Consider the following 23,704-nt stretch of genomic DNA (forward strand, 5'->3'; position numbering starts at 1 on the left):
GAGTGCACCTTCAACCTGTTGCTCGCTCACGTGAAGCCCCGGAGCCGGGTCTGCGCGTCGTTTTCGAGAACGGCACGGAGTCCAAGATGTACAAGCAGAGCCTAATGGCTCGCATGTACGAGCAGCAGGGTCAAATCCTCGCACGCACCGGTGTCGAAGTGAACGAGGTCCCCGACGGTGATGTGGAGAGCGGGCACATCTATGTCCTACAGTCCTTGAGTACGGACCCGCAGGTTGCGGCATTGGAGGACCTGCACAAGATCAGCTTCTCGACCACGAGTGTCGAGCAGCGCATCAAGAACGCGGAGTTGTCGCCGACGTACTTGAAGGCGCCGGTGCCCGTGGTCGCGGACTACCGGCTCTACAACGTGAGACCGTCAGCAATCGAATACCTTTTGCACCGCATTTTCGCCACAGTCCGTCTCGGCTTGACTCAGGTTGACCGCAAGAGGCAGGACTTCGATCCGTCCGAGGGGTTAATCGTGACTCGGGATGCCATCAATCAGGCTGTCGCGATGATCGTCTCCGGAGAGAGCGTGGAATACGTGTATGACTCTACGAGCCAGCAGCTGATTCCTCGCAAATAGAGGAGGGGAGCCGCAACAACAAGGAGAACTGATCAATGGCCACAGGTTATGAGCGGTACCGCAAGCACCCGGTCTGGGAGACTTTAAAGCTCAAACGCGAGTCACTCAATGCGGCCCGGTACGACGATGCCGTTACCGAGCAGAGTCGGATGGATATCATCGAGTGGCTCGACGAAGCGATTAAGACCAAGGGCGCACTGCAACCGGCGCTGTACCTCAGCTCGCTCGATGGACTCAGTGCCTCACTCAACCAGGTGCCTGTTGACACCGCTCAGTTCCGTCAGTTCGTCGCGAACCGGAGGCACCCAGGTCAGCCCTTCAATCAGTTGGAACTGGCGCTGCGCGCATTACCTCTCCCGCCGCCGAAGGACTTGAAAGCTGCCTACATCGAGCAACTCGACAAGGAGGTCAAAGCGCGGAACGAGATTCTGGGCGATCTCAGGACGCAGGTCACGGAGACCGAGACGTCGCTCCAGGTGCGCCGCGACGAGCTGAAGACGGTCCACGCCGAGGTCGAGAAGCTCCGGGGTGTGATCCAGACCGAGCGCGAGGCCATCGCAGAGGTCAGCAAGATCGCCGATGCAGACATGCGCGCGGCTTGGAAGGAAGCGCTCGAGACGTGGACCCAGGAGCGGAAGAGGATCGACTCCGAGAACGACGCGAAGGCGCTGGAGAGCGTCGCGACCCTCGCTGCGATCACGACCGCCGGTGAAGCGCTGGCCGAGCACGCTGCGGGAGACCTCAGCGCCGCGGACTGGTCGGGCCGGGCGAAGCGCGAGCGACGGAGCGCGCAGTGGATCCGTTTCAGCGCCCTGGCCGCGTTCGTCTTCGCAGGAGCGGTCGGCATCTTCATCGTCGGAGAGGCGATCGCCAACAACTTCGACATCTCGCTGGGCGGCGGCATCCTGAGAGCCTCGGTCGCGATCGTGATCGGCGCGTTCGGTGGACTCTTACTCCGGGAGTCGACCCGCCACTTCCGGGAGGCTGACACTGCCGAGGACGTAGCGCTGTCCCTGAAGGCGCTCGCTCCCTTCTACGCAAACGCGGACGACGACATCCGCCGTGCAGCCCGGGCCGACGTCGGCGACGCCGTGCTGGTTAAAAACGTACTCTCGCGGTTCTCACACCGCGACGCAGCGAAGCACTCGTCGGACGTCAACAACTCCGAACTTCCGGACCTAGTCAAGGAGGCTTCAAAGGTGCTCAATCTGCCCAATGGTAGTCAATCGAACCAATGATCCAACAACATCCGGTGCAATTAGCGTCGGGCTGTCGGCCTGCTCCGACCGGAAGCATCAAAGAACTGAGGACCTGTCAATCCTCCTGCCCCTCGGCCCGTCCACCTCGCCGCGGGCATCGACCCTGCGGTCACTCAGATGATCCGACACGCCTTCGTACGTGAGCATCAGGACTCTGACCTCCAAGGGAATACACACTGAATCTACCGACGAGGAGATCCTTGATCTATACATCCCCGGAGTCTGCCCAGCCGCGGATTATCCCCGCGATTCCGCCTTAACTGTGGGTCGTTTTCGTACGCGAGGGCGATGACCGGGTACGGTTGTGGTCCGTCGTGGACAACCGATGCGAAATCTCGAATGACAGAACTCTGCGCGCCTTCGACCTCGTCATGACCGACCAATTGGCTGGCCTTAGAGACCACCTCTGAATAGAACTTGAAGTCCCCGCTCAACTGGAGGCTCAATGGGCCGACCGCGGCAGGCTATCCGGTATTGGAGATCGCAGACACGCAGCCGGTGCCGTTTCCCGGATTCGATCACCTAATATTGGACCACGCCCGGTTGCAGCCCCTGATGCGTGAACATCGGTACGAGTCTGGGCGCACGGTCACGTCTTCCGTCGTGGGCGTGTACTTAATCACTGACACTCGCGACAAAAGGCAGTACGTCGGCAAAGCCGACGGAGCGGAGAACATACGCCAGGGCTGGAACGCCTACGCGACCAATGGCCACGGTGGCAACGTGGAGCTGCGCAAAGTCGATCCGATGTGATTCCGCTTTTCGCTGCTGCGGGTCATTGATCCTTCGACGCCCACTCCTGTCATCGACGCGGCTGAGAGCCATTTATAGGAAGCCCTCGGCACACGCAAGCACAAGCTAAATCGAAATTGATTACCTATGAATCGACACAAGGAGAGTTTCCATGCGCACGTCGCGAAGGGCCAGCCATGAGGACGCAGTCGCGTTGCTGCGTGAGGTCGCGCCAACACATTCAGATTTACTAGAAGCACGGGCGTACGTTCTTGAGAACCTCGCGAACGGCGCTGCCTTGGAACGCGAGGTTGTCGCTGGGTTCTTGAAGCGCAAAGACCAGACGATGCCGGGTGCACCCGAAGTGTCTGTCGATCTCGCAGACCCTGATTGGCGCGATGTGGTTCTTTCAGCGCCTAGCGTGATCGCTGTGCGGTTGAGCGAAGCGGTCCGCAGTGTGATTTCAGATCTGTACCGCGAGGGTGCCGTCGCTCAGCTTGCTGCAGGAGAGCGCGGCGATGCAGGAACGACGGTCCAGGTGCGGTCTTCACATGGATCTAGTGGCACTCGTAGCAGCGGGACGGTCCCGCACTCTGGCTTCTCCGCGTTCCCTGAACCGGGGAAGCGTTGGGCCCTTGTGGTCCAGCAGGAACATCCCCGCCATGTCTATGGGCGAGCCGAGCTGGCGGCAGACTTCGAGGACCTTCTTGGACCGCGGGGTGTCGAGGTCCTACGCGAAGCACTCGCCTGCTTCCGATCGGCGCACTACCTCGCCGCCGTCGATCTCCTTGCTGCCGCATCGGAGGCTGCATGGCACGGAGTCGCACGCGCCGGGCGCGGACAAGACGACAAGCTCGACCGGCTTGTCAACGCCGGAACAAATGCCGCCGAGGTAATTCAACGCGCACACGACTTGCTGGCCCGCGGCAAAGTCATCGACAAGCAGCAACTCAACGATGTGCGTGCGCAGGCGGCGCGGTTCAGAGACATTCGCAATTACGGCCTGCACCCAGTAGGTCCCCATGACGCTGACCGGGAGGACGTATTCACAGAGGCAGGAGCGACGGTATTGTTCATGACCGCGCGACGCTACTTTGCAATTCTTGCTGATGCGTACGACGCCCTGAGTGCTGCGGATCAGGCGACCAGCTGACGCTCATGCAAGACTGTCCGGTGTGTGATAGTGAACTGGTCGCGCTCCGGCGGTCGAAGGGGTGAAGAGGGTATGGTCTCGGAATACGAATGGCTCTATGTCACCGCCGAGGCGGATCGCCACCGCTGCAGCGCCAAGACCATCTGGCGACGTATCTGGTAGGGCAGACTTTCGACCTGGGCGGCCTTGATAGACGACCGGACATCAAGACATTGATTCGAGTCGCCGACTTGGACTGTGCATTCGGCTCGACTGCACATTATAAGCACGTCCGGAAGATCCGCGCGGCCGTTGACCGATTAGTAGGTAGCCGTCATCTCCGAGGGCCCCAAGACCATGCCAAGCAGGGAACACCCGGCGAAACCGTACCTCCGTACTAGGAGCAACCGGGTCGATCGGCGCTCCAGCGTTGAATTCTAGTGTGTTCGATTGCGTGCTGCCGATCCTGCTTCATGCCCGCCCCGCTGAGAGACAATACAACGGTGGAACGGCTTGCCTCCGGATGAGAGCGTAATTGCTCTACTACCAGCGAATTGCCCATGTTTCCGCGACCGATATTCTCGAAACAACACGACAGGCACACTTCTCCATGAGAAGCAGGCTTATTCTATTTTTGTTTCTGGTGACAGGCGCGCCGGGATCCGAGCGTCAGAGTTTTCGGCAACGCCGTGAACACCGTCACTGTCTGCCCACCATGACGTCGAGCGCTGCTCGCGTGTACCGCTGACCGTCGGCGACTCTGTGAGCTCCTAACTGTCGGTAGCTCCCTGCATACTTTGATATGTGCAGCGATCGGCACCCAAGACCGCTATAACTGCCGGCGGAAGATCCCTGTCTGGACACCGTTCCTGATAGACAAAGATCGGGGAGAGAAGATGAGCGGACCGACGACCGGAGTCGTCCGAGAGCCATTCCTGCTCGCCCAAGTGCGGGAGTCGTTCGGACGTGTGGTCTACAGCCACAAGACGCACGAGAAGCAGGCGGACATCTGCTTCACCAAGCACCGGTGGCAGCAGGGCGTGCTCGTCGGCCTCACGGCTGTCAGTTCCGGCACCTTTCTCGCCGCGGTCGTCGGACTCCTTGGCGACCCCGTAGTGTCGAGTCTCATGACTTCATCCATCGCCCTCCTGGTCACCTGGATCAGCCTGGGCGCGAAGACCTTCCGATTGGCGGACGAGTCCGACGCCCATCGGGGCATCGCCTCCCGACTTTGGGACATCCGTGAGTCCTACATCTCACTGATCGCCGATCTGATGTCAGGCACAGTTTCCGACGCCGAGGGCCGAGAACTCCGCGACGAGCTCCAAGAGGCTTCCCGCGACGCCTATTCCGACGCGCCTAGGACGACATCAATGGCCTTCACCCGTGCACAGAACGGGCTCAAGAACAACGAGGAGATGACATTCACGCCCCGCGAGATCGACCTGTTCCTCCCGGAAGCGCTCCGGATCGAGGAAGGCGAGGTATGACCATGAAGACATCAGAGATCTTCGACGCGCTGTTAGAGAATCTCAAGGTCGGTGACACGGCTAGAGCCGTCGCGTCGCGCCGGGACGAGATAGCCAAAGCGCTCAACAAAGACTTCCGGAGCAAGGACGGCTGCACGGACTACAAGCTCATGATCGGATCTTTCGGGCGGCACACGGCTGTCAAGGGCGTGTCCGACCTCGACATGATTTACATCCTCCCTTCCGGTATTCGGTCGCACTACGACGGGGACACGGGCCCGCGGAGGATACTCGAGCGCGTCCGCGACGACCTGAAAGCGCGGTACCCTAACACCTCGGTCCGGGTCGATCAGTGCGTCGTGCGGTTGCAGTTCACCACCAACGCCTTCAAATTCGAGGTTCAGCCAGCATTAAGAACTCCGACGGCAGCTTCGACTATCCGGACACGAAGGCTGAGGGCTGGAAGCTCACCAAGCCGCGCGAGGAGATCGCCGCGGCCAAGGAGTGCAACAACCAGACCTCGACGAACATGCGGCACCTGGCGCGAATGACCCGGGCATGGAAAAACCAGAACGGCGTCAACATGGGCGGCCTGCTCATCGACACCCTCGTGCACAGGTTCTTCTCCCAGACCAGCAACTACGATTCAGTGGGCACCGGCTCCTTCGGCCTGATGATGCGCGACTTCTTCGACTTCTTGAAGGTTGAACCGGACAAAGACTACTATCTGGCGTTGGGAAGCAATCAGCAGGTGCAGGTGAAGGCCCGTTTCCAACCGAAAGCCACGAAGGCGTACAACCGATGCCTCGAAGCGATCGCGGACGAGGGGAAGGCTGCAGCGAACAAGAAATGGCGCGAGCTCTTCGGGACGTCCTTACCGCTCAAGGCCAGCGAGTCTGCAAGGTCTTTCGATGACATCGAGGAATTCATCGAGGACAAGTATCCCGTCGACATCGTGCACTCGGTGACCATCGACTGCCAAGTCACGCAGGACGGTTGGCGAAAGGCTTCTCTGCTTGAGATGCTACGCAATCGCACCCTGCTCAGGGTGAACAAGGATCTCACGTTCAAGGTGACTTCCTGCACGGTCGCCCATCCGTACGAGATGAAGTGGAAGGTCCTGAACCGCGGAGAAGTCGCCGTGCGGCGGAACAACATCCGTGGGCAGATTATCGGTTCGAGCCAGCCGAATGTGCGGAATGAGCGAACAACCTTCCGCGGGGAGCACGTCGTCGAGTGCTTCGTTGTCAAGGACGGAGTGGTCGTGGCGCGGAACCGCATCGACGTGCCGATAAGCAGCTAAATACCGAGAAATCGGTGAGCGTCCTTTGGAAGTGTCGTGGACTGACCAGCGGAATACGCCGCGGCTGTGTCATCGGTGAATTTGATTCCCGCGCGCTACACCGCAACTCCCAGAAGAAATCAGTAGCGTGCTCCATTTAGACATTGCTGGAGAAACTGTCGCGGATAAGTCAGGGATCCTTGCTGAAGTAGGAGATATCGTGGAGGTATGTCTGAATCGATGACTTCATCAATCGTTCTCCGTAAATGTCGTCCATCTGACGGCATAACATCCATCGCGTCCGGGTGCGCTGGCAAATGAGTCTCACAGATCATCTCAGGATTGCCGGGTCACCTGTCCGAGTGTACCTCGATGGTGTGTCGCCTTGGCTCGCGGATTCCCGGGGAATTTCCCGCGAGGCGAGAAGCATGGTGCAGGCCCTCGGCCTCACCGATCTAGCTACCAGCCGACTAGTAGTGCCGCCGCGCGCCGGCGTCGACGCTGCGCACTCGGGTACAGCGATTGATTTCCGCGCTCGTATTGCGCTCGGCGGCTTCGACCCCCAGGACTCGATCGCGGCGCAGGGTGTGGCTTTGTTGCCTTTCCATGTGGGCGCGGTGGACAACGGCATGCATCGTGCGCGAGTGCTCACCGAAGCATTCGACATGGCCGTGCAGATCCTCAACGCGCCCTCGTCCGAAGATGAAATCGACCGCGCCTGTCTCCTGCTCGCGCACTGTGAGCAAGTCTACCGCGCTGGTGCCACTGCTCTGGCCGGCTCCCTCGGCAAGGCTCTCGATGCGGTCGAAGACGGGCTGGCCTTCGCTTTGGGGATCGATGGACCTTCGCTCGCCGATCTTCGTGCGCTAATGACGGCCAATTCTGACCAGATCGACCAGTGGCGGGAACTGATCGTTAAAGGCGAAAGGTTCGATCCAAACCCTTCCTTTCCCGGCTCAGCCCTCGTTGGCGGTGCCGACGCGGACTGGATCGTGGGTGATACGCTCATCGACAGCAAGGCCTACGCGAAGCTCACTGTGGACTCCCTGCGAAGTTTCCTCCGTCAGCTCCTTGGGTACGTCATGCTGGACTTCGAGGACGCTCTCGGAATTCGCGCCGTCGGCGTTTGGCTGCCCAGGCAGAAGCTGACGCATACTTGGTCACTTGAACGGCTCATCGGCGGGAGCCCCGAAGAGCTGCTGCCGAAGCTACGTGCAGGGTTTCGTTCGGCAGCTGGAGGCAAGCAGGTTGCCGCACGAGAACTGGCTACGCAGCGCCGCAAGCACCAGATCCTCGCCGAGAACAGGCACACCCCGCATAGAATGCTCGCCGATCTGGCGCGCAGCGGGGACGCCGACATCCGCTTCCGTGTTGGGCGGAATGCCGCGACTCCTGAAGAAACGGTCCGGGAGCTCGCCCGGGATCGATACGCGAAGACCCGCGAAGGCGTCGCGAGGAACGAACACGCGCCTGTCGATGTGCTCACGTCCCTCTCCAAAGACGCCAGTGTGGGCGTCCGGCGCGCCGCAGGCGCGAACCCAAGTCTGCCGAAGGAACAGGGGAAAGCCATAGGCACAAAGCCGGCAGAGCCGGCTCGATCCGATGACAGCGAACCAATGGGTGCAGCTCAAGATCCTGCCGACTTGGCAAACAAGGAGCTGCGGATCAGCCAGGTTCGCGAGGATAATGGGATGGATACTCAGTGGTTCGCCGACTTCCTCATGGCCGCGCGCGGCAAGCCGTTAAGGGCTCAGCACCTTCGCTTGCCGTTGCCACACGCAAGTAAGGTCTCCACCTTGCAGCAGGGGCGGTCTCTAGGCGTTCCCGGCTGGTTGAAAAATTGTCTGTCAGAATCGGTGAGATACGATCTGATGCTTGAACACCGGCCTGCCTGGGTACGACGCGCGGTTTCAGGGGATTTTCCCGTCTCTGACCCCGCCGTGCGCGATTGGCTACTAACCGATGTTGATCCCGAAATTCGCTGGTTGACTCTCCAGCGGACGCTTGATTGGCCTGATGATTCCCTGGCACAAATGCTCGGCAAACTCGCGACAGATCGCAAAGCGCGCACGCGATTCCGAATGGAAGGCAAAGGACGCTTTGCAGGAGAGCGCTATCGAACCCCGGCCGAGTACGAGCGGGAGACGCTTTCGCTCGTGGCTTCCCACCCGTCGACACCGCAAGACGCACTCGCAGAGCTGTTAGCTTCGAAGTCGCCGGATGTCCTCATCGCACTTGCTGCGAACTCGGAGCTATCAGTCGATGACCTCACTGCCTTGATTCCCCGGCTGAAGGCGATCGGATCTGACGAGTATCGCGAGCGGCTCGCTGCTTCGAAAGGTCTCCGACCAGCGGTGGCGAAGGCTCTTGTCGATGATCGCGACCAAGTTGTGCGCGCCGCGTTAGCCCGAAACGGAGCTGTGCTGCCCGAAATCCTGGGAAGATTGTCGGAGGATCCGGAGCCTCTTGTTCGCCTAGAGGTCGCAGCGAACCCAGCGACACCGGCCGAGCTGGTTTCCGAAGTCGTCATGCCCTTGCTCATTTCCGCCAAAGATGAAGTTCTACTCCACATCCTCAGGACAACCGAGAATCGTGAGGATCTTGAGCTGCCGGCAGAAATACTCGCCGACGCACTTGAGCGTCTGTCTAAGTCGCGCGTTCGTGAACCCGATATGCGCCTCGTCGTGGCATGCGACGACCGTACCAGCAGTCGGACACTGGGGCGGCTTTCCCGAAGCCGCGTCGATTTCGTACGTGAATCCGTGGCGAATAATCAGAGTGCTTCACCAGAAACACTTGCATTATTGGCCGCTGACTCAGAGCCGTCGGTACGTGCGTCGGTGGCCGCCAACGAAACCCTTGACGCCAGTTTGCTGGCGATGCTAGCGCGCGACGACGAGCCCGAAGTTCGTGCCAGCGCGGCTAGGAGTCCGCGGCTAGCACCCTCGATTTTGTCGAAGCTTCTCCGCGACGACGACCGGAGCGTGCGCTCTTCCGCGTACAGAAATCCATCAACCAAGTCCGAAGACAAGGCCGACATCGACACCGAGCGTGAACGAGCATGGAGAGACGATGCGCCGAGTCGGACCGACTTGGAAGAAATGGTAGCGAGCAAGCGCGCAGAAGTGCGAATGCAAGCCGCCTACGACCCGCGAACGCCTGGAGATATCCTATTCATGCTTGGCGGTGAACGCCGCAGTGTAAGAGTCAGACGAGCCGTCGCCGCAAACCCGAATACGCCAGCCGAGGCCCTCGCCTCGCTCGCGGATGACCAGGACGTCGAGATACTTCAAGCCGTTGCATTCAACGGCTCAACTCCGACTGAGGTGCTCGTCCGGCTCGCTGGTCAGAGCGTCGACCTCGCACTGCTCGTCGCGCTCAACCCTGACGTGTCGGTCAAGCTACTCGATGCCCTTGCCGAGGACGCGGAGCCGTTGGTGGGATGTGTGGCCGTAGGAGCCCGTTCTGAGCGGGCCGCACTAACGATGAGGAAGTACGGCGCGGAATCTCGCGAGGTTCTGTCCTAAGTGGACTCGGCAGCGATACCGGCCACCCGCCAGGCCTCTGAGCCAATGCGCCCGAGCATTCTGACTGACCAGAGCATCGAGAGTATGATGCCTGTGGTGATGCTAGGGCGATAGCCGCTTCATCTCGCGATTTGTCTCTTCAGTAAGACGACGTATGGCTAACAATTGAATACCGGCATGGTTGTCTTGAAAGTCGGTATTGTACACAATTTCCCACAAAGTCGACGAGTCAGAATGAATACGGATCACGAGTGCATACCATCTTCTTCGACGGTTCCACGGAACCCTTCGTGGCATAATGACTGATGCTGATGCTGATGCTGATGCCCTAGACACATGGGTGTAGGCGGGCGGCTAAGGTATAGGTTTGCAGAACTTCACATTGCTGGCTCTGGCAGCGTTCACATCTGCTTGAACGGGTTCCTGGATCAGCCCGTGTTCGTACTCTGAGAACTTTGCTATGAGGTTCAGCTTAAGCCGACCGTTGCGCGTCGAAGGGTCGATTCCGTCGGCACCTTCCTCATCGGCCACTTCATCGACAAGGGCCCACGACGAGCTGAAGTCGTCACTATAGAGACATGCGCCACAGGACTCGTCATATTCGCCGTCACTCTGCTGCTCGCTCCAGCCAACGTGACGCTCGACGGGCCCATTCTCGGCTAGTTCTTCGCTTCGCTGCCGCCGATACGGCACAAACAAACGCCACTCTTCGAATCAAGGGATGCTCCGAGAGCGGCGTACTTCTGCCAGCATCGTGTCTGGGTATTCGCGACAGCGCGCCGTGCAGTCGCATGTGACTCCGACGCGTCGAATTCGCGCTGCTGACGGGCGCGGTGCATTACGGATGTCAGGCGATGTGTCGGCTCCAGAATTCGTCGTCGGCCCAGGTCTCGGGGATGCCCATCCCTGCCAGATTTATCTGCGGTCGCGTGCTGAGCAGTTCATGGAGCCGTCGTGCCCAGCTGCTACGCGGCGAGACCGAGTCGAGTACCGACTGCGGCGAGACGAGCACGGGGTAGAGGCGCTTCCTCGATCGTTCTGGCAGGGCGTCCGTGCCTGCGAGCCACGAGACTGTGGGGGAGTTCGGAATCGCTGGGTAGATGCCGAGGCCGACGTTCCACAGGCGCCCGTGGTGCGCGCAGATGTTCCTCACGCGAACGTAGGTCTGCAGCCAGGACTCCAGCACCGGCGCTGTGAGGCCAATGCTTCTGGCGACCGCAGTCCGGTCGGTACGCCGACGCAGATTGCGGTACGTGTTGGCGAGCTGCCCGATGGTCAGGGTCTCGACCATGAGCCAGGACGGCGGCAGCTCCGGCGAACCGTAGGTCGTCAGGTAGTGCTCGAGGGCCGAGCGATGGACCAGTGAGTCTTCTCCGGCGTCCGGCTTTCCGCGCAGCCGCTCGTCACAGGTGTCCCGGACGATTTTGAGGAGCCCGGAGTGCTTGCCTCGGTGGCCGAAATGACCCGCCTCCACGTACCAGTGCGCGTCTCTATAAGTCGTCGACATGTGATCCGTGAGTGCCGCACGGACCGCGACCTCGACCCGCTCAAGGGCGTCCATGATCAGCAGCCGCAGAGCGCGGTCGAAGACGTATAGGTCGAGCACGTCGTCGAACTCCGTGCCCATATGGAATACATGATCGGGCTGACCCTGCTGGAATGGAATCGTGTAGGGCGAGAGACGGTAGTAGCCGATTTGCCGCAAGTACCGCGTGGCCCGCTCGGGTGCGGGGATGCTCAGACCGCGTTCGGAGAGGCGATCGACGAGCACGTGGAGGCTCAGCGGCGGCTTGTCATAACTCTGCGAGCCGCGCGGACGTGGTGGGCCGGCCATCTGCGCTCCTCCCGGTCATCGGCAAAGAAAATCCCCCAAGTGCGCATCGTGGAGAGGCGTGGGGGATATAGTGCATTCAGCATAACACGGCCAGGCAGACGTCTCATGTCTGCGCCTTCGTCATTGAGGGCATTCTATCTGATCGGTGGGATCCCAAGGCGTCGAGCGTGAGCTGCGCCTGGTGAACTCGGGATCGCGTGTGGCATGGGCGTATCGCTGTGTTCATGTGGATTTCGCCGCAACTGCAATTCCTCTCTGCGGTGGACGGGCCAACCGTGTGATGTCACGTAACCCGCGACTGTAGCTCAAGCTGTCCGATCAGTCCGGTTCTCCTGACAATGGCGAGTGCGAGTCGTGAGCAGGCCCTTAGGAATCAGATTGGGCATAATGGCATCATTCCAGGCCGGCCCGTTCGGCTAGCCGGTTCAGACGTCACTCACGCCTAGCGTAGGCCCCACCAATCTGTTGCCGTGTTCAGGTGGGAGAATGGAGCATCAGTTGCACAAGGAGGGGCGATGGCTAAGAACGAGCTCGTCGTTGGCGAGCCGCGTCTGGGATGGTTCATCGACGGTAACAAGGAGACCGATTCGATCTCGGTCATGCTGCGCGACACGGGCACGACGATCGAACTCACTGTTCCGCTACAGAGCATGTTCGGCTCGAATGACCCATACTCCCGCTGGTGGGCTCACGGCGTTATGTTTGGCGACGATCCGGAGCGTTCAAAGCACAGTTACGGCCCGCCAAAAGTAGTGCTCATGCATGACCACATTGGAGGTGTCGTGCTTGTCGGTTGCAGAGCCACCGGAGCGAGCAACAACCTTCATGTCGGCCAAGGTCGGATCGTTGCCAACTACGCCGTCCTCGGTGGACAATCCTTGAAGTACGACAAGGTCAACGGCATCCGTGCAGAGGTGCCAGCGCTTGCCTCTTGGACGCGGCTCAGCAGCATGAAGGTCGACGTCACGAGCAATGAGTCAAATCGGGTGCAATCCGTGCAGATGACTCTCACCAATGCCCCGAAAGTGAAACTAGCGAGGCCACTCAACTTGACGATGCAGTCAACATGGCGGACGGAGAACCAGCGGGGGAGTTTCCTTGCCTATGAGGGAGTGAAGTTAGAAACGCACATCGCGCAGCCACGAGGATGGGATGACCACCTCCTTCTCCATGGTGCCGTACTCGACCTCGTCTCTCTCGCGGCGTGGCGACCTTTCGGATTCGCTTCCGTCGAGGTCCTTCGCACTGACGACCCTGTTTTGAGCGCTGGCGGCACGGTTCTGTCTGACAAATGGTCGTCGGTCGTGACGCACCGGTTGCCACGACATGAGCCCTGGACGAAAGAGCCTCGTTTCTTGTTCCCCTGGGTTGAGATCGGCCCCCGCGGAGTTGCGCGATGGCTGAAACTTCGCACGGATTACTACCAGGCCGTCAGCCCTGTCCTTAACGTGCTTCGTTCTGACAATGTCTGGAGCCACGCGAGCGCGGTACAGAGCGGTATCGCGCTTGAAGCGCTCGGATATCTGATCGACATGACGAAAAACGATGGCGCTCACCTAAACTCCCGCCGACAGATCAACTTCAAGCCCGCGCTTCAGGTAATCCTCGACGACCTTGTCGAGCCACCGTTTAGCGATACCGCTGGTTGGATTAACAGGGCCAATGATGTGTACATGGGCGCTAAACACCCCGATCGACCTCAGCCGGATTCGCTAATCATGTTGAACACTCTTCGGGAGAATCTGCTCATCGTCCGCTACTGGATCGCGCAGCAACTCGGGGCCACTGCCAACTCGCTTAGTCAAGGGCTCCGTACCGACCCGCTCGCGCGTGAGTTCGAGGCGATCGACTGAATCCGCCCGCACGTGAGGGCAGGGTGTCCTCGGCGGCCATCTCGCTGTAGAGAGTCGGGCTCGCCGTATCGCCGATTGAGTTGTGCTGCTTGCCGTCCACGTCGAGGACGACGCGGTGCTCACCGCCCGAATCGGGCGGAAGAAACCACCATTGAAGGTGCTGTGGGCCCGCTACCTGAACACCGTGCCGCAAGGCAGCGAACGGCATTACCGGTACGAACGGTTCTGTCAGATCATCGCCGAACACGCCCGGGCCAGGGACCTGACCAGGCCGCTCACCCACGAACCGGGACACATCTCATTAGTACTACCACTTACTGTCCTAGGCTGCCCTACTGCAGAGCCACGCGATTCGAATGCCCAAGCCGTAGACCGGAGTCGGGCCGGAGTCATGCCAGTTGCCCTATGAGCTAGATCGGGTAGTCCTTCAGCCCGGACATCGGGTCTTTCCATCCTCGGTTCTTCGGATGGCTGGCCAGCCACTGACGGATATTGATCAGGACTTCGTTGACGTCGCGCATCAGACGTTTTTGCTTGCGCACGAAGGTCCGATCGGTCACGTTACTGCGTAGGGCGTGTGCAGGCTTCTGCCGTGCGGCTCGCACCCCACGCAGCGGCGCAAGTGCCCACTTCGCATTGTCAGGCTCCACACAATTTATCGTCATGAACATCTCGAGCCGCATGAGGGTGCCCAGAGGCTGTCCTGCAGGGTTCTTCTTGGGGACGCCCGCTCTGTCGAGCGCCTTGCTATCGATGTTCTCCGACAAGAGCTTGTCGAAGGAGTGAATGAAGTGGTCCCACTCACGCTGATCGGCACGCAGAATCCATCCGAAGTCGTCGGGCGGCTCGTTGGTCTTGAAGAGCTTCCCTTCCCAAACGTTTTCGAATAAGTTGTTGATGTTCTCGAGCTCCTGTGTCAGCCTCGTGAACGGGCCGATGCCGTCCGGCCAGCTGCCCATCTGTGTGCCGTACCAGACCGGGTGGGGATCGACGTTGTCGGCCTCGACCTGGAAGCTCGCCCATCGCTGCTGGTGCTCTGGCGTCAGATCCTTCAGGTCGCCATAGAACGCCGCAACGCGTCGATTGATTGGTGACTCAGGGTCTTCCGGGTCGTAATGGCTCATGTCGTACGCGAAGCCGAGATGCATCATCCCGACATGGTCCCTGTCGGGCTGATTGTCGTCGTATGCCTCGTCGGATAGCCCGAAATTGATGCCGAAGTCGCCCATGCCAAACCGGAACCGAGCGTCGTTGCGATATCCCTCGAGGACGTCAGCACTGAAGAAAGCCAACTCCAGCGTCGAGCGTCCGCGAGCCATGGCTCGGGAGAACGGAGCGTTCTCGTACCTCTTCGGGAGCTTCGCTCCATTCATAGCCTTCGCCATGGGGTAGAGTGCGACCCCGTAGTCGTCGCCGGAGAGCTCACGCAGCTCCTCGATCTGCACAGCTGGGGTCCGGCGTGACGGCCATGGTCGGATGTGGATGTTCATGTAGTCGGCGGGACCCACAACCTGGACGAGACCGAACTCGACAAGCTCAACGACGGCTCGGATTTTGTCGGAAGACGAGCAGTCGAAGCGGATGTGTAAGCCGTTGAAATCGCCTGACTTTAAGTAGCGTTTCTTCACAGTTTTCAGGAGGTCGCGCGCTGCCGGGCTGAGATCAGTTTTCTTGGCCATGTTGCGGCCTCAGCCGAAAGCCCCGGACATGACCATGGTCGTGAGCCCCTCAACTGTACCCGAAACGGCGGAACTCAGGCCTGCGCCTCCGACCCTCGCTGCGATCGCCTTGAGCTTGCCAACTTTCCCGACTATTTCAGTGGTCGATGGTTCTGTCGACTGCAGTTCGTCTCGGAGATCCTGGATACAAGCCAGCAGCTCCGACTTGACGCTCTCGTCCTGAACGTCGTTGGAAGCATTCTGCACGGAGTCAAGCAGCTTGATCGCATCGTCGATGCTGAGGCCTACTGTCTTCGCGACCGCGTTGCTCCCAATCGCTGCGGGGCCGCTGGTGTTCTGGATCGTGGTGTTGTACTGCACGCCAATATGAGTGCTGACCGCGGCGTCGACGGCGTCCTTCCTCGGCAGCTCCGCGAGCGGTGTATGCGCGGTGAGATCCGCGATCATGTCGACGAGCTGCGTGCGGATCTGGCCGAGAACGCCCGCGAACATTGATCCGGAGAAGATGAACCGCAGGTTCATAACGCGCTGGAACGGGCCGAGCTCTTGATTCCACAGATGCTCAGCGTAGCTGAGCGGCCCGTTCGTGAAAGACGGCGACTTTTTCGTCGCGATCTGCTCAAGCTCTTCGACGGGTTGGTGTAGTAGGAATTCGTCGCCCACAGCCTCGCGTCCTTTGGCCGGCAGCTGCAGGACGCTGTATGTCATGTTTGTCGCCCAGGAGTTCCCGCTCATGGTGTCCGCAGACAGGGGCGGCAGGGGGAGCGTGCGGTAGCTCGGAAGCTCATCGCCCTCGTCGTAGCCGTTCAATTCCTTGCGCGCCCACTGCCTGAGTGAATCGGACCCGGTCTCAGCGCCGAGCAGTAGGCACTTGCGCAGAAGGCCGGCGAGGGGTTCGTTTTCATCCAACATGTGATGTCGCAAAGATGCGAGCAGGCTTTCGTCGGTCATTGTGGTCCTTTTGTCTCCGGATTCGTTGCTCTAAATGTACCGAGGAGCAATGACATCCGCGACTTCGTCGATTGGCCCGACAAAGCGCCACCGCTAAAGCCAAAGTGCGCGATTTATGTGGCATAATAAAGTTCCATCTGAGTCGGCTGTCGGCTCGGGACTGGATGTACAGGAGACTCCGATGGTTCCAGATTCACCTGCCGAGGCGCTCGGCTCTAACGCAAGCATGGTTCGTGATGACGTGATTGACGTAGTGCGCAAGCGGCACGGGTATGCTGCCGACGCTCATCAGGCGGCGCATGCGCGCAACACTCGCGGCTACTCGACGCTATGGCAGGACCTTCTGGTTGACATCCAAGAGAGGTTTCAAAAACAAGGACATAGTCTCCATCGGCTGGCCCCGGCTGGTCACAGGGTGCCGATCGTCAACGGCTGCATCCTCTATGTGTGGCGGGTGCCGGCCTCGAGTGATCCCGTCAACTTCGCCACGAGCCCGACCAAAATGAGTTGCTTCGACGCGACCCTTCCGGATCCTGCATTGTTCGGCCTTGACTTTATGGGTATGCCGGGGACTGAGACCGAAGATCTAGTCGCGCAATCCGAACAGGACGATGAGCTCGAGACAGTGATGAGCTCGGTGGAGGGCACGATGCCGGTTGTGCTCGTTATGGTCCACTCGTCTCCATGGCAGCTCCAATCCATCGAGTGGGCGGTCGCCGAGTTCGACCGTGCGTCTGGCGAGATCAGTTTCCGGGGGCAGGAGACCATTTGGCAGCCTGAGCTCGTCGCAGAGCCGGGGATTTCCGAAGTAGAGTCCTTCGACAGTGGTGCTCCGATTGGTCCTGTCCTTGAGCCTCGGGAGCAGGAGAGGCCGAAGTTCGATGCATGACGATTCGCCGGGCTTGTTCGAGATGCCTGGCTATCAGAAGATGCATGGCCGGTTCGAACCGGCACGGCTCACTCAGGCACGGGTGAGGGCGGCGATGAGCAAGGCGCAGCTCGCAGGGATTGCGGGCGTTTCTGCGGCGGCGATCGGCCAGTACGAGGCCGGCATCAACATGCCTCGCACGGATGTCCTCGATCGCTTGGCTGACGCGCTGGATGTCCAGCCGGGCTTCTTCGGCGTGGGTCGTCCTCTGGCCCGGTTCGAGACGGTCAATGCGCACTTCCGCAGTCTGCGTTCGGCGCGAGTGAGTGATCGGCAGAAGGCGTTGGCGACGGCGACCTTGGTCTGGGAGCTGACGTTCGCCCTGGAGCGCTACGTGAGGCTTCCGGTTGTCGACTTGCCCGAGGTCTCGCCGGGAACGACGCCAGCGGAAGCTGCCGCGCTCCTGCGCCGCCATTGGAGTCTGCCGGGCGGGCCCGTAAAACACCTGGTCGCGACTGCCGAGGCGCATGGGATCGTAGTGTCAGTGCGCCCGGATGGAGAGATCGACGACGTCGACGCCTTCTCCGCCGTGATCGTGGACCGTCCCATTCTCCTCACGACGCCTCGTCGAAGTGGGAAGGTGTTCCCACACCGCTTCTCCGTCGCCCACGAGATCGGTCACCTCCTGCTGCACGGAGACACCGAAGAATATAGTGCCGGAATTGAGAAGGAGGCCGACGAGTTCGCCGCGGCGTTTCTCACACCTGCTTCCGCGATGGATTCATTCCTTCCTCAGCGCCTTGACCTCGCGGCCCTCGACAGGCTGGGCCGTACGTGGGGCGTCTCTCCGCATTCGCTGGTTCGAAGAATGGTTGAGCGGGGCCGTACCACTGAGTCGTCCGCGCGCAGGGCGTACCAGCGCTTGGCGATGACCGAGGACCCGGAGGCCGACCCGACGACCGCGTACCCCGGCGAGGTGCCTACGTTACTGAAGAAGGCGGCGGAGCTCGCAGCTGACCAAGGAGCCGGTGCCCCGGTGTTGGCCGAGCACCTGAAGATCACTCCTCGGCAATTGCGCGAACTACTCGGCGAGCCAGATCAACGACCAAGACTTCGACTCGTAGTTGGTGGGTAGGTCCGGAGTAACAGCTTGGGCGACGACTTTGGCTCTTGGTAGATTGATGAGCGTAAAGCCCCGGTGACTATTCGAGCTACGGCCTGGACTCCCGGGGCAATAGTTTTTCAAGGCACTATTGCACCCACTGTCTTTATGCCAAGGACACGATCGGCATTAAGTCGTCTGACCTCCGATGGGTCTACTACTACGCGAAACACAGGTCGTGAGCGAACGCAAAAACGGCGTTTTATTGTGTGGCAAGTGCCTCGCGGCTCCTCCGACAACAGCGGGGCTGCCGGTCTGCACTTCGCGTTGGTTTTGCTGAGCAGATTGAGTTGCTTAGGGAACGCAAGAATTCTAGAGGAGAATTAGTGCCTGAGGACGAATGGCTCGACGTGGCCGCCGCGGCAAAGCGCCACGAGTGCAGCACCAAGAGTATCTGGCGGCGCGTCTGGAAGGGCAATCTCCCTGCCCGCACCGAGAAGGTAGACGGCCGCGACGGTCGCCCGGTCATCAAGACGCTGATCCGAGTCTCCGATCTGGACCGGGCATTCGGCCTGACCGCTCACATTGAGCATGTCCGGAAGATCCGCGAGGCCGCGCCGCCGCTGACACGCGAGCAGACGACGTTCATCGCCCAGGTCTTCATGGATCACCTGCTCGAACAGGAAGCCAAGCGCAGGACGGAGGTCGCAGTCGAAACCGCATTTGCGCGACGATACAAAGAAGGCGTGGCTCGCGATTAGGTGAGAGCGATGATTCTTTACACTATTGCGTCGCACGAATATCCGGAACTTTAATCTATTCGCATCGATGAACTCAAACTCCGAGGCGAACCACGACGGGACTCAAGATCAACGTCGCAGGAACCAAGCCTGTGAAATGTGTGGTGTGATTAATGGCACTAATGTCGGACCGTGCAGATAATGTGGTGCCTGGGACCGAAAAACAGACAAGACGTGCACAGGGTCCATGCGTTGAGGAGAACAAAAGCCATGAGAATCCATCAACTTGACATCGAGAACTTCCGTGGCATCAAGAATCTCAAGTGGATACTCCCAGTTAGTCAACGATTGATCACGCTTATCGGGCCGGGCGACAGCGGCAAGTCCACGATCCTGGAAGCAATCCACTTGTTGTTAGGCGACCGCTGGAACGTGTCTTTCTCTGACGTAGATTTTTACGGTGTTGATCTAGCGCAGACGATTAAGATTGAGGCGGTGCTGACCGGCATACCTACGCCACTACTCAAGGATAAAACTTTCGGTTTCTGGCAGAGCGGTCTGTCGGCCGACGGGCAAGTCCATCAGGAACCATTAGACGGACTCGCGCCGTGTCTAATCGTTCGTCTGACTGTGGATGATTCGCTCGAGCCACAGTGGGAAGTCGTGAGGGCCGACGGAAATGCACGTAGTATTACGTCGAGCCAGCGGCGCGAGTTCTCTACTTTTCGAGTTGATGACCGAACCGACGCTCAACTGCGTTGGTCACGCTCCTCCGCTCTTGGACGCATGTCGGCCAAGGATGGCGCGGCTCGAGATGCACTGGCCGCCGCTGAGAGGGCTGCTCGTGAGGCACTCCACGGACATGACAGTAAGGCCTTGAAGGATCTGGTCAAGGAGGTGCAGAGCCGCGCCAACGAAGTCGGCGGCAGCGACTTAAAGGCCGTTAGGGCTGGCCTGGACGCTTCGCGATCGGGGATGGGGGCAAATTTAGCGCTTTACGAAGGTGTCGTTCCGCTAATGTCCTATGGTCTTGGTAGTCGTCGATTGATGAGCCTGGCTGTACAACAGATGGCGGCCGGTGAGCGGGCAATCGCTGTGATTGATGAGCTTGAAAGTGGGCTGGAACCACATCGGGCTGTTCGGCTGCTCGCATATTTGGACAGCGATCCATACTCACAGGTATTCGTGACTACGCACTCACCAATCGTTGTTGAGCAAGCTCCGATTGAAAGCCTGTCGGTGGTCCAAACATCGAATGGTGAAGTGACGATTACCTCGCTAGGTGACGCCGACCAAGTTATGAGTGCGCTCCGCCGAGCCGTCCCGTCGTCTCTACTGGCTCGCAAGGTAGTTATAGGTGAGGGCAAGACTGAACACGGCTTGCTGGCCGCATGCTTCGATGCTTGGGACAGGGAGCGCAAAGCCGCGGGGCTGTCATCGTCGGCTGGTGAGGGATTGGCAATTCAGGATGGCAACGGGGGAGAGAAAGCTGTTATCCGAGCTGGGGCAATGGCTCCGCTCGGATGTGCGGTACTGGCGCTAATCGATAACGATGCGCGCACAGCCGATCCACACGTAGTCAGAGCTGAGCAAGCCGGAGCAACTGTCGTACGTTGGGACTACAACCAGTGCATCGAGTCTCAAGTTTGTGCTCAGCTCGATGCTGGCGAACTTCAGAATTTCATCTCTCTTGGGGTGGAGCATCGTGGTGCCGAGAGCACGGTGCTCGATGACATCCAAGTCATCGGCCACGCCCAAGTATCTAGTCTAGTTGTATCGGACTGGCTGCACATCTACAGCAATGAACAGGTTCGTAGCTTCGTGGCGATCGCAGCTTCTCACAGCAAGCGTGGTTGGTTCAAGGACGTTGATGCAGGACGTGCACTTGGCGAGTGGCTACTTGAACGGCGTGCATCCCCAAACCTTGCAGCTGTGTTTGCAAGGCTCGACCGGATCAAGACCTTCGTTTATGGTGCATCGCTGCTTACAGAGACCGCGGGGTCGACTGATGCGGATAGATAGTGATGATCTGAGCAGGTTGGCTGCCGAAGTAATTGCTGAAGCGCCATGCTCGCTGGAGATGCCAGCCGGAACTGGTAAGACTGAGCTTCTGGCAGCCTGCGTGGCTACCGCCGCTGCGCTAGGCGATAGGTCACTAGTGCTCACGCACACCAACGCCGGCGTGGATGCTATCCGTAAACGCCTAAGGCGTTTTGGCGTCTCAGCGAGTGCGGTGCGGGTCGAAACTATTACTAGTTGGGCGTTCACGCTATCGCGTTCCTACCCTGGCATCGCCGGTATCAACGTCCCTGAAGTTCCTGACTGGAACAGCTCCAGAGAATACGTCGAGGGCGCAGTTTTGGTGGCGAAGACGAACGCAGTTCGCAGTTTACATGCAGTGAGCTTCGGCTACCTCTTTGTAGACGAGTACCAGGACTGCACAGTTGACCAGCACGAGCTGGTTGTTCAGATTTCAGAGGCTGTGCCGGGCTCGGTTATCTTGGGTGACCGCTTGCAGGCTATCTTCGGATTCGACAAGAAGCGGCCCCTCATGGATTGGGATACTCATGTTGTGCGGCGATACCCGTCCAAGAACGTTCCTCATCTGCCACAGCGCTGGCGAAACTATAATGTCGCCCTCGGGCAATGGCTCCTCGATATTCGACCATCCCTCGTCGATGGTGGCCATTTCGACTTCTCGACAACCTCTGTCGCTGGGATTGAGTGGCGGCAGTGTGACTTTAAGAATGCGGTGCAGGTTGTTAATAAAGCGGCATATGGGCTCTCCCGCACCGGGGAGTCTACCGTCCTGCTCGACAAACTGGCACAGCAGGTCGCCAATCATGCCAGCCGTCTCGGCGGCTCATTTGCTGTGATGGAGGATGTAGCAGGCCGGTTCATGGCAGCGAAACTCGCTGAACTCCCTGAAGAGAAAAATGCATTGCTGGCCCTTTGGCTCGCTCAAATGGCGAAGAGCTGTTTCGTCGGTTTAGCTGGTCTCGACGCCACGGTGCAGGGACGGCTTGAGAAAGGGCGAACTGTCTCTGACCTAAAGCGCCCTGGGTTACTGACAGTTCAGGCTGCCCTCGATGATCTCATTGCCAACCCGGTCTATGAACAGCTTTGCATGTCAGCTGCCGCGATCCGGGCAACGTCTGGGTTGACCCTCTACAGGCAAGAAGCTTGGGACGATACGATCCAGGCAGTCGGGCGAGGCATAGTGGATGAGACGCCACCGCAGGAATCTTTGGCGGTAGTACGTGACCGGCTTCGCCACGGCGGGCGAGGAGAGCGCAGACAGATCGCGTCCAGGACTCTACTCGTCAAAGGGCTTGAGTTCGACCACGTGATTATTGCGGACGTCCAGAACTTTACGGATCCGAGGCAGCTCTACGTTGCGCTCAGTCGAGCTAGAAAATCGGTTACTGTGATTGGGAAGAGTCCTATACTTCGGCTGGGATACGAGTAGCGATAGATGACGAGTTGAACGCATCTTGTGTGCTAGGGCGGTGTCCGAGTCGAGTCACGATTGCATGCCAGATGACTGATGATTCGACTCGCAGTACATGAACGTACCTATCGTGGGAAGTAGGGCTACTTTTCCCGTTCCCTGAACGCCTACGGACGCGAAGGCAAGGCCTGCCAACGCTGTGCCGGCAACGGAAAAGAATCGCTGATCCGCCGAGACCCTTTTATGGGACGCTCCTCGTACAGCTGTCCCGTGTGCCAGCCGCGGCCTCGGCCGCGCCGCTAACTTATCTGCGAATTACTGGGTAAATTCGCTAATTACTTTATCGTTGTAGGGTGCCCATGCATCCACGGCCCATTGTCCGAATGGCCTATCGGTCAAAGTCACGCAGGCAAGCCGACTTTCGGGATCAACCCAGAGGAACGTACCCGACTGTCCGAAATGGCCAAAGGTCGTCGCCGGGTGGCTTGGGCCGGTCCAGTGCGGATTTTTGGTGGAGCGGATTTCGAAGCCTAGGCCCCAATCATTCGGATCCTGCCTTCCGTAGCCGGGCAGGATGCCGGCCAGGTTTTCGAATTGGATGCTGGTCGCATCGGCCATGGTCTGAGGTGCCAGCAACGTTGGATTGAGCAATTCTGCTGCGAACAATGCAAGGTCGGACGCGGTCGACCGGCCGTCCTTGGCGCAACTTCCGGCTATCTCGGTGTTGCTCATTCCAAGTGGCGCGAAAACGGCTTCTCGAGCGTATTCCGACATGCTCATGCCAGTTTCGTGTTCCAGGTGCTCAGCCAAAACCTCAAACCCGGTGTTCGAATAGCCTCGTTTGGTTCCAACGGCAAAGCGGATGGTGGTCGAGTCGAAGTCGTAGCCGGCCGTGTGCGCCAGCAGATGGTGAACCGTCGAACCCTCGGGACCCGCTGGATCTTCCAACGTCATCGCTTCTTCTTCCAGAGCAATGAGGAACGCATAGGTACTCAGAAGTTTCGTCACGGAGGCTAATGGATAAACGCGCTGAACGTCGCCGTGCTGGGCGTATATCGCACCGTCTCCGTTGACCACGACCGATACCGCGTGATCTACCGGCCATTGTTCGATCTCGGCTAAGACGCTCATGATTTGACCAATCCCTCAATATTCGTTCTCGTGAAAGCGAGCGGGAAACACCCAATCGAGGCATCGCTTCGCTAGAATTACGAGCAAGGATTGGATGGATTCCCCTA

General features: G+C 59.4%; 18 protein-coding genes and 1 pseudogene. 15 read left to right on the forward strand and 4 right to left on the reverse strand.

Going from position 1 to position 23,704, the window contains the following annotated elements; translation table 11 throughout:
- Positions 1-86 precede the first annotated feature (86 nt).
- The 7 genes from CIK76_RS13070 (at position 87) to CIK76_RS13100 (ending at position 9,988) form a co-directional block, all read left to right on the forward strand.
- A complete protein-coding gene (locus CIK76_RS13070; RefSeq protein ID WP_096287148.1) occupies positions 87-587 on the forward strand; it encodes a GIY-YIG nuclease family protein in 501 nt (166 codons plus the stop codon).
- Positions 588-622: 35 nt separating this feature from the next.
- Positions 623-1,825, forward strand: coding sequence for a hypothetical protein (locus CIK76_RS13075; RefSeq protein WP_096287150.1), 1,203 nt, complete (start codon positions 623-625; stop codon positions 1,823-1,825).
- A 630-nt stretch (positions 1,826-2,455) separates the two neighbouring features.
- Positions 2,456-2,599 (forward strand): hypothetical protein, encoded by a 144-nt coding sequence (locus CIK76_RS19830; RefSeq protein WP_255248465.1) that lies wholly within the window; start codon positions 2,456-2,458, stop codon positions 2,597-2,599.
- A gap of 151 nt (positions 2,600-2,750) precedes the next feature.
- A complete protein-coding gene (locus CIK76_RS13085) occupies positions 2,751-3,731 on the forward strand; it encodes a hypothetical protein (protein WP_096287152.1) in 981 nt (326 codons plus the stop codon).
- A gap of 875 nt (positions 3,732-4,606) precedes the next feature.
- Entirely contained in the window at positions 4,607-5,200 is a 594-nt protein-coding gene (locus CIK76_RS13090; RefSeq protein ID WP_096287154.1) for an SLATT domain-containing protein, read from the forward strand.
- A 331-nt stretch (positions 5,201-5,531) separates the two neighbouring features.
- Positions 5,532-6,482: a hypothetical protein gene (locus CIK76_RS19620; protein ID WP_255248466.1), complete on the forward strand. Its 951-nt coding sequence runs from the start codon at positions 5,532-5,534 to the stop codon at positions 6,480-6,482.
- Positions 6,483-6,889: 407 nt separating this feature from the next.
- A complete protein-coding gene (locus CIK76_RS13100) occupies positions 6,890-9,988 on the forward strand; it encodes a hypothetical protein (RefSeq protein ID WP_176484206.1) in 3,099 nt (1,032 codons plus the stop codon).
- Between the two features lie 847 nt (positions 9,989-10,835).
- On the opposite strand, the gene CIK76_RS13110 is transcribed toward CIK76_RS13100, so the two are convergent.
- Positions 10,836-11,822 carry an Abi family protein gene (locus CIK76_RS13110; RefSeq protein WP_096287160.1) on the reverse strand — a complete coding sequence of 329 codons (987 nt, stop codon included), beginning with the start codon at positions 11,820-11,822 and terminating at the stop codon, positions 10,836-10,838.
- A gap of 515 nt (positions 11,823-12,337) precedes the next feature.
- On the opposite strand from CIK76_RS13110, the gene CIK76_RS13115 reads away from it, so the two are divergent.
- Together CIK76_RS13115 and CIK76_RS19430 are read left to right on the forward strand one after the other, a co-directional pair.
- Positions 12,338-13,675, forward strand: coding sequence for a hypothetical protein (locus CIK76_RS13115; protein WP_096287162.1), 1,338 nt, complete (start codon positions 12,338-12,340; stop codon positions 13,673-13,675).
- 82 nt (positions 13,676-13,757) lie between these two features.
- On the forward strand, positions 13,758-14,084 hold the full coding sequence (locus tag CIK76_RS19430) for a hypothetical protein (RefSeq protein WP_176484207.1): 327 nt from the start codon (positions 13,758-13,760) through the stop codon (positions 14,082-14,084).
- Position 14,085: 1 nt separating this feature from the next.
- Here the strand turns inward: CIK76_RS19430 and CIK76_RS13125 are convergent, their stop codons facing one another.
- Entirely contained in the window at positions 14,086-15,354 is a 1,269-nt protein-coding gene (locus CIK76_RS13125; RefSeq protein WP_096287166.1) for a hypothetical protein, read from the reverse strand.
- Positions 15,355-15,363: 9 nt separating this feature from the next.
- Positions 15,364-16,305: a hypothetical protein gene (locus tag CIK76_RS13130; RefSeq protein WP_096287168.1), complete on the reverse strand. Its 942-nt coding sequence runs from the start codon at positions 16,303-16,305 to the stop codon at positions 15,364-15,366.
- A gap of 181 nt (positions 16,306-16,486) precedes the next feature.
- Between CIK76_RS13130 and CIK76_RS13135 the strand changes: the two genes are divergently transcribed.
- The 6 genes and pseudogenes from CIK76_RS13135 to CIK76_RS19835 form a co-directional block, all read left to right on the forward strand.
- Positions 16,487-17,194 carry a hypothetical protein gene (locus tag CIK76_RS13135; RefSeq protein ID WP_096287170.1) on the forward strand — a complete coding sequence of 236 codons (708 nt, stop codon included), beginning with the start codon at positions 16,487-16,489 and terminating at the stop codon, positions 17,192-17,194.
- Positions 17,130-18,308 (forward strand): XRE family transcriptional regulator, encoded by a 1,179-nt coding sequence (locus CIK76_RS13140; RefSeq protein WP_217990390.1) that lies wholly within the window; start codon positions 17,130-17,132, stop codon positions 18,306-18,308. Before CIK76_RS13135 ends, CIK76_RS13140 begins: the two co-directional genes overlap by 65 nt.
- A 353-nt stretch (positions 18,309-18,661) precedes the next feature.
- A complete protein-coding gene (locus CIK76_RS13145; protein ID WP_096287174.1) occupies positions 18,662-19,036 on the forward strand; it encodes a hypothetical protein in 375 nt (124 codons plus the stop codon).
- A 249-nt stretch (positions 19,037-19,285) separates the two neighbouring features.
- Complete coding sequence (locus tag CIK76_RS13150) at positions 19,286-21,037, forward strand: ATP-binding protein (RefSeq protein ID WP_176484208.1); 1,752 nt, start codon at positions 19,286-19,288, stop codon at positions 21,035-21,037.
- The gene (locus tag CIK76_RS13155; protein WP_255248467.1) at positions 21,024-22,484 is read left to right on the forward strand and encodes a UvrD-helicase domain-containing protein; all 1,461 of its coding nucleotides are present in this window, start codon (positions 21,024-21,026) and stop codon (positions 22,482-22,484) included. Before CIK76_RS13150 ends, CIK76_RS13155 begins: the two co-directional genes overlap by 14 nt.
- A gap of 82 nt (positions 22,485-22,566) precedes the next feature.
- Positions 22,567-22,769 (forward strand): annotated as a pseudogene (locus CIK76_RS19835) (DNA-formamidopyrimidine glycosylase); the annotation flags it as partial.
- A gap of 12 nt (positions 22,770-22,781) precedes the next feature.
- Here CIK76_RS19835 and CIK76_RS13160 read toward each other — a convergent pair.
- Positions 22,782-23,597, reverse strand: coding sequence for a serine hydrolase domain-containing protein (locus CIK76_RS13160; RefSeq protein ID WP_096287180.1), 816 nt, complete (start codon positions 23,595-23,597; stop codon positions 22,782-22,784).
- Between the last annotated feature and the right edge of the window lie 107 nt (positions 23,598-23,704).

Source organism: Glutamicibacter sp. BW80 (genome assembly GCF_002332385.1).
Lineage (GTDB): Bacteria > Actinomycetota > Actinomycetes > Actinomycetales > Micrococcaceae > Glutamicibacter.

What these genes read in the sequence shown, in the direction of transcription:
- CIK76_RS13070 (WP_096287148.1), top strand. Translation starts at nt 87, where the DNA reads ATGTACAAGCAGAGCCTAATGGCTCGCATGTACGAGCAGCAGGGTCAA.
- CIK76_RS13075 (WP_096287150.1), top strand. Translation starts at nt 623, where the DNA reads ATGGCCACAGGTTATGAGCGGTACCGCAAGCACCCGGTCTGGGAGACT.
- CIK76_RS13085 (WP_096287152.1), top strand. Translation starts at nt 2,751, where the DNA reads ATGCGCACGTCGCGAAGGGCCAGCCATGAGGACGCAGTCGCGTTGCTG.
- CIK76_RS13090 (WP_096287154.1), top strand. Translation starts at nt 4,607, where the DNA reads ATGAGCGGACCGACGACCGGAGTCGTCCGAGAGCCATTCCTGCTCGCC.
- CIK76_RS13100 (WP_176484206.1), top strand. Translation starts at nt 6,890, where the DNA reads ATGGTGCAGGCCCTCGGCCTCACCGATCTAGCTACCAGCCGACTAGTA.
- CIK76_RS13110 (WP_096287160.1), bottom strand. Translation starts at nt 11,822, where the DNA reads ATGGCCGGCCCACCACGTCCGCGCGGCTCGCAGAGTTATGACAAGCCG.
- CIK76_RS13115 (WP_096287162.1), top strand. Translation starts at nt 12,338, where the DNA reads ATGGCTAAGAACGAGCTCGTCGTTGGCGAGCCGCGTCTGGGATGGTTC.
- CIK76_RS13125 (WP_096287166.1), bottom strand. Translation starts at nt 15,354, where the DNA reads ATGGCCAAGAAAACTGATCTCAGCCCGGCAGCGCGCGACCTCCTGAAA.
- CIK76_RS13130 (WP_096287168.1), bottom strand. Translation starts at nt 16,305, where the DNA reads ATGACCGACGAAAGCCTGCTCGCATCTTTGCGACATCACATGTTGGAT.
- CIK76_RS13135 (WP_096287170.1), top strand. Translation starts at nt 16,487, where the DNA reads ATGGTTCCAGATTCACCTGCCGAGGCGCTCGGCTCTAACGCAAGCATG.
- CIK76_RS13150 (WP_176484208.1), top strand. Translation starts at nt 19,286, where the DNA reads ATGAGAATCCATCAACTTGACATCGAGAACTTCCGTGGCATCAAGAAT.
- CIK76_RS13155 (WP_255248467.1), top strand. Translation starts at nt 21,024, where the DNA reads ATGCGGATAGATAGTGATGATCTGAGCAGGTTGGCTGCCGAAGTAATT.
- CIK76_RS13160 (WP_096287180.1), bottom strand. Translation starts at nt 23,597, where the DNA reads ATGAGCGTCTTAGCCGAGATCGAACAATGGCCGGTAGATCACGCGGTA.